A 13384-nucleotide genomic window follows, 5' to 3' on the forward strand; every position below is an offset into this window, starting at 1 on the left:
CACCATCAGAAGAAAGGCTCAATCATGCGCAATATCATCCGGCTCGGCGACGCCACCTCGCATGGTGGCAAGGTCCTCAGCGTCAGCGCGCAGCATGTGAAGGTGGGCGGTATTCCCGTAGCGTGCGTGGGCGACACCTGCAGTTGCCCGATCAAAGGTCACAACGGCTGCAAGATCGTCAGCGGGTCGGCGCAGCATAAAATCGACGGCAAGTTCATTGCCTTCGATGGCGACAAGACAAGTTGTGGCGCGACGCTGATCGCCAGCGCCACCAATTGCAAGGCGCCCTGAATCAGCGCGCGGCCATCCTGACCGTGTGCGAGAACTTTACCGGCAGCGCCGGGCTGCTCTTGATGCCACCCGCGTCGAGCTTGCGCAAATCCGTCACCCATGGGCCGGCGTAGCGGATCTCGTAACTATGCTGGCCCGGCTTGAACGCATACGCCTGCGTGATGTCGAGCGTGTTCAGGTAGGTCGTCTGCGGCTTGATTTCGAGGTAATCGGCAGCGTTCAGCGGGCCGCGTTTGACCATGCGGCCCGTGTAGGCGACCGTGTCCGTCAGTGAACTGAGTGCAAACCGTGGCGCGCTCAGGTCGTCGCCCAGTGCGATCTCGCGCGGAATCCATACCGGCGCATCGCCCCGGTTCTCGATCAGCACCCGCACCTTGACCTTGCCGGCCCCGGTTTCCACTTCGAGCCGGTGATGGACGTTCACCTTGGCCTCCACGGCCTTGACCACGCCAACCACACCGACCAGCGCCAGCACCATTGCCAGCTTGGCCGCCGGCGAGCTTCGTTTGACATGCATTGCGACTCCTCGAGGATCACGGCAGGCGTCACCCGCGCGACGCTGCCTGTCGATTATGACATGATTCCATCAATACATTCACGGAAGTATGTTTCCACCGGTTTCCGGCAGCGCCGCCAGGATCATCACCGCCACGCGCCGGTTGCGCGCCTTGCCAGCCTCGTCGGTGTTGGGCGCCACCGGACGCGTCGCAGCAAAGCCGATCGCCGACAGGCGCACCTCGGGCACGCCGTTGGCGGCGAACAGCCGCACCACGCTGCTCGCGCGCGCGGTCGACAGTTCCCAGTTCGACGGATACAGCGGATTGGCAATTGGCAGGTCGTCGGTGTGGCCTTCGACCTCGATGCGGTGTGAGTCGTTTTTGAGCAGGCCGGCCACCTGCGCCAGGATGACCTGGCCTTCGCCATCAAGCACCGCCTCGCCCTGCGGGAACAGCACGCTGGCATTGATCTCGACGCTGATGCCGCGCGCATTCTGGATCACCCGCACCTGCCCCGACTTCACCAGCGGCAGCAAGGTCGCCGACAGTTCGCGCGCCATCACGCCCATCTTTTCCTGCTCGCGCCGCGCGGCTTCGTTGCGGCGGCGGTTGATGATGTGCGACAGCGGCAGCACCGGTTCGACGTTGGTGTTGACCTTGGAGGCGGCGCCGCGCCCGCCAAAGGCATCGCCCAGCGCATCGGACAGCACCTGGTACTTGCCCTCGTTGACGATGGAGATGGCGTACATGACGACGAAAAACGCGAACAGCAGCGTGATCAGGTCGGCGTACGAAATCAGCCAGCGCTCGTGGTTTTCGGTGGGGATATCGTTGTCGTAGCGCTTGCGGGCCATGGCGGTGGCTAGTGGTGCGTGAGCAGGCTGGCGACGCGTTCGTCGATGACGCGGCCGTGGTCGCCGCTGGCCAGGTCAGAGAACACTTCGGCCAAAATTTCGTACTGCGACACCTTGTCGCTGACGATGGCCTTGAGCTTGTTGCCAACCGGGTAAAAGAACAGGTTGGCCATGCCCACGCCGTACACGGTCGAGACAAACGCGACCGCGATGCCGGAGCCCAGGCGGGCCGGGTCGGACAGGTTTTCCATCACGTGGATCAGGCCCAGCACGGCGCCCAGGATGCCGATCGTCGGCGAATAGCCGGCCGCCGATTCCCAGATGCGCGCCGCCTGCCGCTGAGCAAATTCGTAGCCGTTGATTTCGTGTTCGAGCAGGCTGCGCACCTTCTCGGGCGCGATGCCGTCGACCACCAGGCGCAAGCCCTTGGCGATGAACGGGTCGGCCTTGCTCATGAATTGTTCGAGCGACAGCAAGCCATCGCGGCGCGCCGTCAGGCTCCATAGCGCGATTTCGCGCGACAGTTTCTGACGGCCGTTTTTCGGTGGCACGAACACCCAGCGCAGCATGGTGATGCCGCGCAGGAAGGTACGGGTCTCGCTTTGCAGCAGCACGGCGCCGAAGGTGCCGACCACCACGATGGCAAATGCGGCAGGCTGGATCAACGACGAGAACTTGCCGCCGTCGAGGGTGTAACCGAGAAAGATGCCGGCGATCGCCAGCACCAGGCCGATTACGCTGGCCCAGTCCATAATTGCTCCCGTAAGGTGGTGCGCAAACGTGCGACGGCCTGGGTGTGCAGCTGCGACACCCGCGATTCACTCACGCCCATCACGGCGCCGATTTCCTTCAGGTTCAGTTCTTCTTCGTAGTACAGGCCCATCAGGAGTTTTTCGCGCGGCGGCAGCTTGTCGATCGCGTCGATCACGGCCTGGCGGAAATCGGTTTCCATCAGGCTGCGCAGCGGGTCGGCATCGTCCACCGCATAACGGTCGAGGAAATTGTCGCTGCCTTCGTCGGCATGAAAGTCTTCGTAGTAGAGCAGCTGGTGGCCGCCCGAGTCGGCCAGCATGTCCTGATACTCGTCAAGCGAGATCTTGAGCGACGCGGCCACTTCGGATTCGCTGGGCGGGCGGCCCAGGCGCTGCTGCAGCGACTGCATTGCCCCCTCGACCTTGCGCATGTTCTGACGGGTGCTGCGCGGCATCCAGTCGCTGGCGCGCAGCTCGTCGAGCATTGCGCCACGGATGCGCAGCACGGCATACGTTTCGAACTGCGCGCCGTGGTCGTCTTCGTAGCGGTTGATCGCGTCGAGCAAACCGATCATGCCAGCCTGGATCAGGTCATCGACCTCCACCGAAGGCGGCAGCTTCGCCTTCATGTGGTGGGCAAGACGCTTTACCAACGGCATATGCTCCGTCAGCAAAGAATTCTTGTCCGCTTTCCCTTTGACCGTATACATGCTGGCGTATGTCTTTTTCTTTATATGTCGTTGGCGACGGTGTCAGGAACCGATGGATGCGCTGCCCTGGCGGCCGAACTGCGGCAGTGCCGGCAGTGCGAACTTGCCGGCCAGCTGGCGAAACGCGACCGATGCACCGGCCAGCGGGAAGGCATCGACCACAGCCCGGCCCAGGCGCGCGGCGCGGTGCAGGTATTCGTCGGCCGGCACGGCGCCCATGAAACTGAGCTTGACGGCCAGGTAACGTGTTGCTGCCAGTGACATATTATCGTATACCACCTTGGCCTCCCCCTCAGTCGCGCCGGTGACCAGGATGCCGAATGGCCGGCGGCCCAGTTCCTGCGTCAGGCGCTTGATGAGCGAGTAGGCATTCGTGATCGATGCCGCACTGGTCGACACCTGGATCACGATCTCGGAACTCGACATCAGGGGCACCGGGAATTCGCCGTCCGGACCAAGCTCACCATCGACGATCACGATGCCTGCCTGCGTGGCCAGCACGTCGAACGTCTTGCCCAGGCGCCGCACATCGTCGGTCGATTCGGGCGTGCCCATGGGCACCACCGAAAAGCCTTGCGGGGCCGAGTGGATCACCTGGTTCAGCGCGCTTTCCTGGCGCGCGACCTGCAGCAGCGAGGCGCCGCGGTTCAGGCCCAGGCGGCGGGCGACACCGTACTCGACGTTGCACGCGTCGACGATCAGCACTTCGTTGCCGGCCTGGGCCAGCGAGGCGCCCAGGTTCACCAGCATCGCGCCCTTGTCGTCTTCCGGCGTGGCCGACAAAAACGTGACCACGCGCGGACGCGGGCCTTGCAGCATGCGGCGCAGGCCTTCTGCCTGGTCGAAGTCAAAACTAGCCATGCGACACCTCGCGGCGGCTGGCCTGCGCGGTGGCTGCCATCAGCATCGGCAGGTCGGCGTCAGCCGGTGCCGTGCCGCGGTTGCGGAACGCGCGGTCGATCAGCATCGCGCTGTCGGCCACGTGCAGGTCTTCCGGCACGCGCTGGCCGTTCGAGACGTAATGCAGTTTGAGCTTCTGGCGGATCACGATGTCGAGCACGCCGCCGGTCGAGGCCGCTTCGTCCATCTTGGTCATGATCGCGCCGTGCAGGCCGCTGCCCTGGTAGGCACGCACGACTTCGTTGAGCGTCTCGTTGGTCGACGTCGAGTTCAGGCACAGCAGGCGCTTGACTTCGGCGCCCGAGCCCGACAGCATCGCGACCTGCTCGGCCACCATGTGGTCGCGCTGCGACATGCCGATGGTGTCGATCAGCACCGTGTGCTTGTTGCGCAGTTCTTTCAGGGCGATGCGCAGGTCGGCCTCGTCCTTCACCGAGTGCACCATGACGCCCAGGATCTTGCCGTAAATGCGCAGCTGCTCGTGACCGCCGATACGGTAGGCATCGGTGGTGATCAGGGCCAGCTTGTCCGGGCCATGGCGCATCACGCAGCGTGCTGCCAGCTTGGCCGTGGTGGTGGTCTTGCCCACGCCGGTCGGGCCGACCAGCGCGAACACACCGCCTTCGGACAGCATCGCGTCTTCGTTGCCGATGGTCGCGAGGTTACGGGCCAGCACGGTCTTCACCCAGCGCATGGCTTGCGCTGCGTCGTTCATGGCCGGCATTTTTTCAATGATGTAGCGTGCCAGCGTGGCCGAGAAACCGGCGGCCAGCATCTCGCGCAGGACGGTGGCCTTGTGCGGCTCGCGCTGGGCGGTCGAGCCCCACGACAGTTCGGCCAGCTGGGTTTCCATCAGGCCGCGCATGGCGCGGATTTCGCTCATCATGTTGCTGACTTCCGAGGTCGCCGATTCCTTGGCCTGGGTGATGGCGGCGCTCATCATGGCGGTCATGGCGGCCATGTCGATCGTTGGTTCAGGCGCGGGGGCGCGGCGTTCGGCGTAGGTCGAGACCGGCTCGGCCGGCGCCAGCGGTGCCACGGGCGCGACATAGGCCGGCGCGACCGGCGCGTTCTTGACCGGGCCGGCATCCTGGTAGCGGCGGGCCGGGGTAGCGCGCGGGGCAGCTGGCGCGAGTTCGTCGAAGTGCTGCAGCTGCGGCTTCGGCTGGGCCATCTCGGAATCCGCGACAGGGGCGGACAGCGAGGCGACGTCGTCGTTATCGAGCGCCAGGATTTCGACCGCGCCATCGACCGGACGGTTGGACAGGATGACGGCATCCGGGCCCAGGGCTTCGCGCACCTTGCGCAAAGCGTCCCGGGAAGTTGCCGCTGTAAATTTCTTCACTTTCATCGTGGTTCTCCGCACTTCAATCTATGTTCTGCATGACGGGCACATGCCCATCGATAGGAATCATTATTGTCGATGCCGTGCGGAAACGATCAGCCGAGAAGGATGGGGAAAAGGGCCTATTTCCCCACAATCAGAAAAAGTGATACCGGTTTCTTGAAACTTGACAGGATTGGGGCAGGCACCAACAGGGTTTGCGTTGGCGCAAAAAGGTGGCGTGCGGGTGCCGATCTTGTGGATACCGGCCGGGTCGAACCGGGACTGGCACGGCTGGCGTGCCCTACCCGCTCACCAGGAGACCCCCATGGCACGCTCGATCCGGCTGATCTATCGTAACGTACAAGGCCGCGTACGCCAGAATTTCAATTGGCCCGGCCTCACCGAGAGCTCGGCCGTGCTGATCACGGCAGCCGAATGGCGGCCGACGGCCGACCCGTTCGATTCACCGCCGGGCCGCCCCCTGCTGGGAGAAGCCAATGTGTATGTCACCAATATCGGGCCGCACGATCCCGAAGGTGGCCCCGGCGGTGTCGAGTTTCATCTGCATGTCGACTGGAACAGCCCCTTGCATATCATGGTGACGATTACCGACCTGGGGCCGATCGAACAGCAGATCGTGGTGGGTTGAAGGCGCGAATGACGCTGGCGGCGTTGTCGCCAGCGTCAGCGCGAACACAGCACGATCACTGCACGATCACAGCGCCATTACATCGGCACGCCGACCAGGCTTGTCACGCGAATCGTCTTGGTCTCTGGCACTTCAGCATGTGACAGCACCTTGAGTGCAGGCACGGCGCGGCGCAAAAAGCGCGACAGCAGCACGCGCAGCGGCGCCGGCACCAGGAGCACGGGCGACAAGCCCATCTGCTCTTGCTGGTTGGCAGCGTGCGCCGCCTGCTGAGCGATGGTGTCGGCCAGGCCCGGCTCGATGCCGGTACCGTCGCCACCGGCGCCCATCGCCTGCATCAACAGGCGCTCGAGGCGGTTGTCCAGCGTCATCACCGACAGCTCGTTCTCGCCCGGGAACAACTGCTGGACGATGGCGCGGCCCAGCGACACGCGCACCACGGCGGTCAGTTCGGCCGGATCCTGGGTCATGCCAGCGTGCTCCGACAATGCTTCGATGATCGAGCGCATGTCGCGGATGTGAACGCCTTCGACCAGCAGGTTCTGCAGCACTTTCTGCAGCGTCGACAGCGAGACGACTTTCGGCACCAGGTCTTCGACCAGCTTCGGGGTTTCCTTGCCCAGGTGGTCCAGCAGCGCCTGCACTTCCATGCGGCCCAGCAGTTCCGACGCGTGCAGCGTGATCAGGTGATTCAGGTGCGTGGCGACGACGGTGCCCGCATCGACCACCGTGTAGCCCATGCTTTGCGCTTCGTCGCGCAGGCTTGCTTCAATCCAGGTCGCCGGCAGGCCGAAGGCCGGGTCGGTGGTGACCACGCCTGGCAGCGTGCCGCTGGCCATGCCCGGGTTGATTGCCAAAAACTGGCCGTTGAGCGCTTCGCCACTGCCCACTTCGACGCCCTTGAGCGTGATGCGGTAAGCCGATGGCTTGAGTTCCAGGTTGTCGCGGATGTGCACTGGCGGCGCCAGAAAACCCACTTCTTGCGCGAACTTCTTGCGGATGCCCTTGATGCGCTTGAGCAGCTCGCCGCCCTGGTTCTTGTCGACCAGCGGAATCAGGCGGTAGCCCACTTCCAGGCCCAGCGTATCGACCGGCATCACGTCCTGCCAGGTCGCTTCTTCGCTCTCGGCGGGCGCCGTACGGGCAGCAGCGGCGGCGTCGGCCACGGCGGCGGCTTCTGCCGCGGCGGGCGCTTCTTTCTTGCGCTTCGAGATGAAGTAGCCACCGGCAGCGAGCGAGCCGGCCAGCAGCAGGAACACAAAGTTCGGCATGCCCGGGATCATGCCCAGACCACCGATGATGGCGGCGGTGATGTACAGCGATTCAGGGCGGGCGAACAGTTGCGTGGTCAGCTGTGAGCTGACGTCTTCATCGTTGGCCACGCGCGAGACCACCATACCGGCCGCGATCGAGATGATCAGCGAAGGAATCTGGGCGACGAGGCCGTCACCGATGGCCAGCAGCGTGTAGATCTTGGTCGCTTCGCCAATGGCCAGGTCGTGCATCACGACGCCGACAATCAGGCCGCCGATGATGTTGATGACGGTAATCATGATGCCGGCGACAGCGTCACCCTTCACGTACTTCGACGCACCGTCCATCGCGCCATAGAATTCAGCTTCTTGCGAGACTTCCTGACGGCGCTTGCGCGCTTCGTCTTCGCCGATGAGGCCGGCGTTCAGGTCAGCGTCGATCGCCATCTGCTTGCCCGGCATCGCGTCCAGCGCAAAGCGAGCGCCGACTTCGGCGATACGGCCCGCACCCTTGGTCACGACCGAGAAGTTGATGATGGTCAGAATGACGAAGACGACGATACCGACGGTGTAGTTACCGCCGATCAGGAAGTGGCCGAAGGCCTCGATGACCTTGCCGGCAGCGGCGCCGCCGGTGTGCCCTTCGGTCAGCACGATTCGGGTCGAGGCAACGTTCAGCGCCAGACGCAGCATCGTCGAGACCAGCAGGATGGCCGGGAAAGCCAGAAAGTCGAGCGGCTTGACCGTGTACAGCGCGGTCAGCAACACGATGATCGACAGCGCGATATTGAAACTGAAAAACACGTCCAGCACGAACGCCGGCAACGGCAAGATCATCATCGCCAACAGCATGATGATCAGGATCGGGGCCGCCGCCTTGCCGCCTTGTGCTCCAAGGCCGCTCATCCAGGCTGGCAGTTTCATGCTGTTGGTCATTCAGTTGCTCCATTATCGGGTGCCGGTCGCTGTTGCGAGGCCGGGTTCAGCGGGTCCATCTCGGCTGGTACTTTCAACCTGGTCGGGCGATCCGGGTAGTCGCCCTCGCCTTTCTTGTAAGCCCGCAGCTGGTACACGTAGGCCAGCACTTCCGCCACCGCCGAGTACAGCTTTTCCGGAATCTCTTCATCGATCTCGGTGTGCTTGAACAGGGCGCGGGCCAGGGCCGGGGCTTCGAGCATGGGCACCTTGTTCTCGGCGCCCATTTCGCGGATCTTGGCCGCGACGTCATCGACGCCTTTGGCCACCACCCGCGGTGCTCCCTTGCCATCCGCGTACTTCAGTGCGACTGCATAATGGGTCGGATTGGTAACGATCACATCAGCAGTAGGGACATTTTGCATCATCCGGCCCCGTGCCATTTCGCGCTGCATCTGCCGAATCTTCCCCTTAATCTGAGGATTGCCGTCCGATTCCTTCGATTCCTGGATCATTTCCTGGCGCGTCATTTTCAGTTTGTCTTTCCAATGCCACAACTGATAGGGGCCGTCGATGAGGGCAATCACCCCCAGCGCGCCGGTGATGAACAGGAACGAGCGGCCAATCATGTCGCCGACGTGGGCGCTGCTTTCATTGAGCGGCTCGACCGCCAGGCCCAGCATCGCCTCTTTCTGTCCGCTGACGACGATCCAGGCCACCACGCCAATGACGATCGTCTTGATGATGGCTTTGAGCAGCTCGACCAGCGCGTTCTTGGAGAACATATTGCCGATACCCTTGATCGGGTTGAGCTTGCCGAAGTTCGGCATGAATGCCTTGGACGAGAACAGCCAGCCGCCGATCAGCATCGGCGAGATCAGGGCGATGAGCATGACGGCGCCGGCGATCGGCAGACAGGCCAGCAGGACGCTGACGATGTCGTTGAGTATCCGTTCGAGCAGGATATTGGGATTGAAGATTTGCTCGCGGTCGAGCGTGAGACCGGACTTCAGCGATGTCGCCAGCCTGCCGACGAGCATGCCGCCAAATGCCCACAGGCAGGCGCCGGCCGTCATCAGGACGGTGAAGGTTGCCAGCTCGCGCGAGCGGGGAACGTCGCCTTCTTCGCGCGCTTTCTCGATCTTTCTGGGCGAGGCGTCTTCGGTTTTTTCTGCGTCGCTATCTTCCGACATGGGGCCCCCGCTCGATTGGCATGCAATATCTTATCTGCGCCTTTGTGCAGCGCAAGCGAGATTATCGCCGAAATTGCCGTGCGGATAGGTTGAGAACAGGCAGGGAAACCGGCCGCAGTTCAGTGGCGGCGGGGTGGAGACTGCGGATTGCGGACTGCGGATTGCGCGCAACCTACACGCGGCGGCGCGCGAGGACTGGCGCCGTTTGCTGGTGGCCGTGATCCGACAGACTGCCTGGCTGATTGACAGATGGATTGGCGATACGGGCAGCGACCAGCCCGCCAGTAGGGCCCTGGCCATGGCTGGTGGTAATGAGCGGCTTGGACGCGGCGGTGCCCGCCTTCGGCGCCAGCGGTGCGGCCACGACCGGCATGGCGATCGGTGCGTGGCGGCGACGGGCGCGCCAGGCCAAAACGACCAGCGCGTACACACCGATGTACAGCGCAAAACTGGCCAGCGCACCCTGCACCAGTACCTCTGGCTCGCCCGCATAGTTGACGGCCAGCACAGCCGGCACCAGCGCAATGCCCCATGAGACCGGCGAAACGAAGGCATTGCGCAGCGGCGGTGGCAGCATGCGCAGGTAGCGCGCGGTGATTGCCGTCTTGACCAGGCTGTGCAGGTGCCAGCTGTCCGGATGGCCGGGGTGGCGGCGGCACCACAGGCGACGCATGATCGTGAAGACGGTTTCGAATACCGGGTAGGCACAGGCCAGCAGCGGCGCCCAGGCAGACACCGACGGATTGCGGTACACCAGCATCACCGACAACCAGGCCAGCAGGAAGCCGAGCAGGTAGGCGCCGCCATCCCCAAGGAACAACTTACCCAACGGAAAATTGACGACGAAAAAGCCGGCGGTCACCGCGCAGATCACGAAGCACAACTGCGCCAGATGAATGTCGCCAGCACCGTTGGCAATCAGGCCCAGCGTGCCCAGGCCGATGACGACGGTGCCGCTCGCCAGACCGTTGAAACCATCGATGATGTTGACCGCATTGGCCACGCCACCCACTGCGAATGCGGTAAACAGTACGGAGAACGGCAACCAGGCAAGCATGCCATCAAGCAGTGGCAGGCCCGTATGCTGCAAGCTCACGCCCGTCAGGCACCAGCATACGACGCCACTACCGATGGTGGCCAGCAGGCGGGTGCGTACCGACACAGTGCGGGTCAGGTCTTCAGCCAGGCCAAAGACAAAGGCTGGCAATGAAGCGATAAGAACTGGCAGCAACAAATCGCGCTGCGCCGGTGGCAAGACACCCAGTGCCAGCCACAGGCCGGTCATGATGGCAGCGCCACCGATACGTGGGGTTGGGGTGATATGAAATTTCTGCACGCCACGCGTTGCATCAAGCGAGTAGCGGCCATGCCAGCGTGTGGTGAGCACGAGCAGGAGCGATACGATCAGCGATGTGGCAAAGCCGATTTCGAGGCCGGCTAATGGCAGGTTATAAATACTCATAGAACCACTTGGTTAACTCGTCAATTCTATCGCATTTCACGTCATTTCCTTCACAATCGCGCCAACACTCGCTTTTCCACGCAATCTTGTACGTTATTAGCAACGCGACGCAAGCCATTGATTGTGAAAGACTTATTAACTGATTTTAAGTACATTGCAGCGCAACAATCAATAGTCCAGATACTTCCCCTACCATTTCTCGACAAATTGTTACATTTTTGTCCTGTGATATTTAGATAGATTTATTTGCTTACAAAATCTGGATAGATATAGCGTGACAATATTTAAAAGTACGGGCGTTCGATTCAACCTGCTGTAACGCCTTTGTCAGGCCGCGGCAGCCTTCAGGGTTTGCTCGATGGCGCCAAACAGCGATTTGCCATGCCCGTCGAGCATGTCGATGTGCACCGTATCGCCAAAGCGCATGAATGGCGTCAGCGCTTCGCTGCCATTGGCCATCTCGAGCCAGCGTGCCTCGGCAATGCAGGCATAGCCCGGGGTGTGGCGGCGGGTTGCCCGGTTCGACACCACGCCCGCGCTGACGATCGTCCCGGCCGTCACCGGTCGCGTCATCGCCAGCGCCGACAGCAGCTGCGCAAAATTGAACGTCATGTCCTCACCCGCCTCGAGTGTGCCGACCGGATTGCCATTGACCCGTACCCGCAGCGGCAGCGCGGCTTTCGCGGCGGTCCAGGCGTCGCCCAGTTCGTCCGGCGTGACCGCCACCGGTGCGAATGCGGTGACCGGCTTTGCCTGCAGCAGGCCGAAGCCTGCCCCCAGCATATCCGGCACCAGGTTGCGCAGCGTGATGTCATTGGCCAGCAACAACAGCCGGATCTGGCCCAGCGCCGCGTCGGGCGTCGCGCCCTGGCGCAGGTCGCCACTGACGATGGCCAGCTCGGCGCCAAAGTCGATGCCCCATTCTTCGCGCGCCAGCAGCAGGTCTTGCGTGGGGCCAAGCAACCCATCGGCTGCGGCCTGGCGCAGCTGCGGCGCGTCGCGCCATGCGGCTGGCAAGCTGCTGCCAAGTGCGCGTTGTTCCAGGTCGTGATGGTGCAGATAGGTGGCACCGCACACGCGGGCGCTGGCGCGCGGCAATGGCGCCATACAACGGGTGGGGTCGAAGTCGAATGACCGGCGCGCTTTGGCGTCGCCCTTGCCGTCGTTCAGTTGACGGTAGAGTGCATCGAGTTGCGGGGCAATGAAGACCCAGTCATCGAGCGCGGCGCGCAGACTTGGCGCGATGCCGTCGGCAATGTGAGCAGTGGACAGGTCGCGCGACACCACGGCCAGTTGGCCGTCGCGGGTGCCGTCGTCCAGCGAGGCAAGTTTCATGGGCGGGCTCGTAAGAACAAGCCCGCCATTCTACGGTACGGCAGGTGTACAGCGATCAATACTTGACGATGACACCGACGCCCAGGCTGCGCTGGAAGTAGTTGTAGTCAATCATGCTCTGGCCATACCCGGCGAATGCATTAACGTAGCCCTTGATCGGGCCGACGAGCGGAAATGCCCAGCCGACCTGCACTGCACCCTTGTCGGTGCTGAAGTTACGGCGCACGAGGGCCGAGACTTCATGGCCGCTACCCATGCGGTAATTGCCGGCCAGTTCGAAGCGACCCATGTAATCGGTGATGTCCGGGTTGTTGTCGTCTTCCAGCGATTCATTGACACGCTTCCAGAGCTTGGCGGTCATGGTCAGCGGACCACGTTCCAGGCCAACCTGGGCGTAATAGCGGTTCCAGCTGCGCGACAGGCTTGACGACTGACCGTTCGACTGGTGCACGAAGCCCAGGTTCAGGAAGCGCACATTGATGCCGGCCAGGGCGAAGTCCAGTGGCATGACTGCCATGATCTCCGGCTGGTAGTTGGTTTCGCGGAACGGGCTCGATGCCTTGTGATTGGCCGCTTGCCAGAACGAATTCTGGGTGTAGCCGAACCAAACGTCGATCGGTTGCTCGAACAGGGTTTCGACCAGTTTCATCTTCACGCTGAGCTGGAATTCCAGTTCGGCCTTCGACAAACCTTCGGCATCCGGATCGGTCGCCAGGAAGTCCGCGTACGGCGCTTCGTTCGGGCGATGGGTGCGGGTGGCGATCAGATAGTTCGGGTGGTGCGGACGGAACTTGAACGCGCCACGCTTGTCGCGCGGATCGAGTTCCCAGTGGCTGCTGAGCGTGTATTCAGCAGCGGCCTGGACGGTTGGATCGACGGTGGCGGTGTGGTCAACGGCGCTGTTCAGCGGGGCGTCGAACGCGCTCTGAGCGGCCACGGCCGGTGCCACGACCGGGGTCGATGCGGCAGTCGTGCCAGCTGCGCCGCCGGTGCCGGCAACGCGGTCGAAGCAGGCGAGGCGCTGAGCGCTGTCGAGGATCGGGGTGCATTCGGCCAGGGTGGCTGGCTGGCTCTGTGCCATGACTGGCAGCGCCAGCAGCAACGGGATCAGGGCGAGGGAATGGGAAAGGCTCGGTCGGTATGCGTACATGGTTATTTTTCTGGAAAATTCATTCGTGCGACAACCGGTGCCCGGACGCCGTCGAAACGGAGTGTCGCGGAAATCGGCTGACAATGTCGCACGAAT

General features: G+C 62.9%; 13 protein-coding genes. 2 read left to right on the top strand and 11 right to left on the bottom strand.

The genetic code is table 11. The annotated features are described in order from the left end of the window. Nucleotides 1–24: 24 nt before the first annotated feature. Nucleotides 25–291 carry a PAAR domain-containing protein gene (locus AC56LH_RS14440; protein WP_499647110.1) on the top strand — a complete coding sequence of 89 codons (267 nt, stop codon included), beginning with the start codon at nt 25–27 and terminating at the stop codon, nt 289–291. 1 nt (nt 292) lies between these two features. Here AC56LH_RS14440 and AC56LH_RS14445 read toward each other — a convergent pair whose 3' ends face one another. The 6 genes from AC56LH_RS14445 to flhF all read right to left on the bottom strand — a co-directional run bounded on the left by AC56LH_RS14445 (nt 293) and on the right by flhF (nt 5355). Beyond that, nucleotides 293–808 carry a hypothetical protein gene (locus AC56LH_RS14445; protein ID WP_499647112.1) on the bottom strand — a complete coding sequence of 172 codons (516 nt, stop codon included), beginning with the start codon at nt 806–808 and terminating at the stop codon, nt 293–295. Nucleotides 809–886: 78 nt separating this feature from the next. Next, a complete protein-coding gene (gene motD / locus AC56LH_RS14450; RefSeq protein WP_499647114.1) occupies nt 887–1642 on the bottom strand; it encodes a flagellar motor protein MotD in 756 nt (251 codons plus the stop codon). Nucleotides 1643–1650: 8 nt separating this feature from the next. Further along, nucleotides 1651–2394 carry a flagellar motor protein gene (locus AC56LH_RS14455; RefSeq protein ID WP_499647116.1) on the bottom strand — a complete coding sequence of 248 codons (744 nt, stop codon included), beginning with the start codon at nt 2392–2394 and terminating at the stop codon, nt 1651–1653. Continuing rightward, nucleotides 2376–3104 (bottom strand): RNA polymerase sigma factor FliA, encoded by a 729-nt coding sequence (locus tag AC56LH_RS14460; RefSeq protein WP_343027940.1) that lies wholly within the window; start codon nt 3102–3104, stop codon nt 2376–2378. The genes AC56LH_RS14455 and AC56LH_RS14460 overlap by 19 nt, the downstream gene beginning before the upstream one ends. Before the next feature lie 42 nt (nt 3105–3146). Then, nucleotides 3147–3965: a MinD/ParA family ATP-binding protein gene (locus tag AC56LH_RS14465; protein ID WP_499647118.1), complete on the bottom strand. Its 819-nt coding sequence runs from the start codon at nt 3963–3965 to the stop codon at nt 3147–3149. Then, nucleotides 3958–5355 carry a flagellar biosynthesis GTPase FlhF gene (gene flhF / locus AC56LH_RS14470; RefSeq protein ID WP_499647120.1) on the bottom strand — a complete coding sequence of 466 codons (1398 nt, stop codon included), beginning with the start codon at nt 5353–5355 and terminating at the stop codon, nt 3958–3960. Before flhF ends, AC56LH_RS14465 begins: the two co-directional genes overlap by 8 nt. A gap of 301 nt (nt 5356–5656) precedes the next feature. On the opposite strand from flhF, the gene AC56LH_RS14475 reads away from it, so the two are divergent. After that, nucleotides 5657–5980 carry a hypothetical protein gene (locus AC56LH_RS14475; protein ID WP_499647122.1) on the top strand — a complete coding sequence of 108 codons (324 nt, stop codon included), beginning with the start codon at nt 5657–5659 and terminating at the stop codon, nt 5978–5980. A 77-nt stretch (nt 5981–6057) separates the two neighbouring features. On the opposite strand, the gene flhA is transcribed toward AC56LH_RS14475, so the two are convergent. The 5 genes from flhA to AC56LH_RS14500 form a co-directional block, all read right to left on the bottom strand. After that, on the bottom strand, nt 6058–8169 hold the full coding sequence (gene flhA / locus AC56LH_RS14480) for a flagellar biosynthesis protein FlhA (RefSeq protein ID WP_499647124.1): 2112 nt from the start codon (nt 8167–8169) through the stop codon (nt 6058–6060). After that, entirely contained in the window at nt 8166–9341 is a 1176-nt protein-coding gene (gene flhB / locus AC56LH_RS14485; protein WP_499647126.1) for a flagellar biosynthesis protein FlhB, read from the bottom strand. The genes flhA and flhB overlap by 4 nt, the downstream gene beginning before the upstream one ends. Nucleotides 9342–9513: 172 nt before the next feature. Continuing rightward, nucleotides 9514–10803: an MraY family glycosyltransferase gene (locus tag AC56LH_RS14490; RefSeq protein WP_499647128.1), complete on the bottom strand. Its 1290-nt coding sequence runs from the start codon at nt 10801–10803 to the stop codon at nt 9514–9516. A 327-nt stretch (nt 10804–11130) separates the two neighbouring features. Then, nucleotides 11131–12138 carry a fumarylacetoacetate hydrolase family protein gene (locus tag AC56LH_RS14495; RefSeq protein ID WP_499647129.1) on the bottom strand — a complete coding sequence of 336 codons (1008 nt, stop codon included), beginning with the start codon at nt 12136–12138 and terminating at the stop codon, nt 11131–11133. A 55-nt stretch (nt 12139–12193) separates the two neighbouring features. Beyond that, the gene (locus AC56LH_RS14500) at nt 12194–13288 is read right to left on the bottom strand and encodes a phospholipase A (protein ID WP_499647131.1); all 1095 of its coding nucleotides are present in this window, start codon (nt 13286–13288) and stop codon (nt 12194–12196) included. Nucleotides 13289–13384 lie beyond the last annotated feature (96 nt).

Source organism: Telluria sp. LT1R51-2 (assembly GCF_059685775.1).

Coding starts and splice junctions, on each gene's coding strand:
- AC56LH_RS14440 (WP_499647110.1), top strand. CDS start 25: ATGCGCAATATCATCCGGCTCGGCGACGCCACCTCGCATGGTGGCAAG.
- AC56LH_RS14445 (WP_499647112.1), bottom strand. CDS start 808: ATGCATGTCAAACGAAGCTCGCCGGCGGCCAAGCTGGCAATGGTGCTG.
- motD (WP_499647114.1), bottom strand. CDS start 1,642: ATGGCCCGCAAGCGCTACGACAACGATATCCCCACCGAAAACCACGAG.
- AC56LH_RS14455 (WP_499647116.1), bottom strand. CDS start 2,394: ATGGACTGGGCCAGCGTAATCGGCCTGGTGCTGGCGATCGCCGGCATC.
- AC56LH_RS14460 (WP_343027940.1), bottom strand. CDS start 3,104: ATGTATACGGTCAAAGGGAAAGCGGACAAGAATTCTTTGCTGACGGAG.
- AC56LH_RS14465 (WP_499647118.1), bottom strand. CDS start 3,965: ATGGCTAGTTTTGACTTCGACCAGGCAGAAGGCCTGCGCCGCATGCTG.
- flhF (WP_499647120.1), bottom strand. CDS start 5,355: ATGAAAGTGAAGAAATTTACAGCGGCAACTTCCCGGGACGCTTTGCGC.
- AC56LH_RS14475 (WP_499647122.1), top strand. CDS start 5,657: ATGGCACGCTCGATCCGGCTGATCTATCGTAACGTACAAGGCCGCGTA.
- flhA (WP_499647124.1), bottom strand. CDS start 8,169: ATGACCAACAGCATGAAACTGCCAGCCTGGATGAGCGGCCTTGGAGCA.
- flhB (WP_499647126.1), bottom strand. CDS start 9,341: ATGTCGGAAGATAGCGACGCAGAAAAAACCGAAGACGCCTCGCCCAGA.
- AC56LH_RS14490 (WP_499647128.1), bottom strand. CDS start 10,803: ATGAGTATTTATAACCTGCCATTAGCCGGCCTCGAAATCGGCTTTGCC.
- AC56LH_RS14495 (WP_499647129.1), bottom strand. CDS start 12,138: ATGAAACTTGCCTCGCTGGACGACGGCACCCGCGACGGCCAACTGGCC.
- AC56LH_RS14500 (WP_499647131.1), bottom strand. CDS start 13,288: ATGTACGCATACCGACCGAGCCTTTCCCATTCCCTCGCCCTGATCCCG.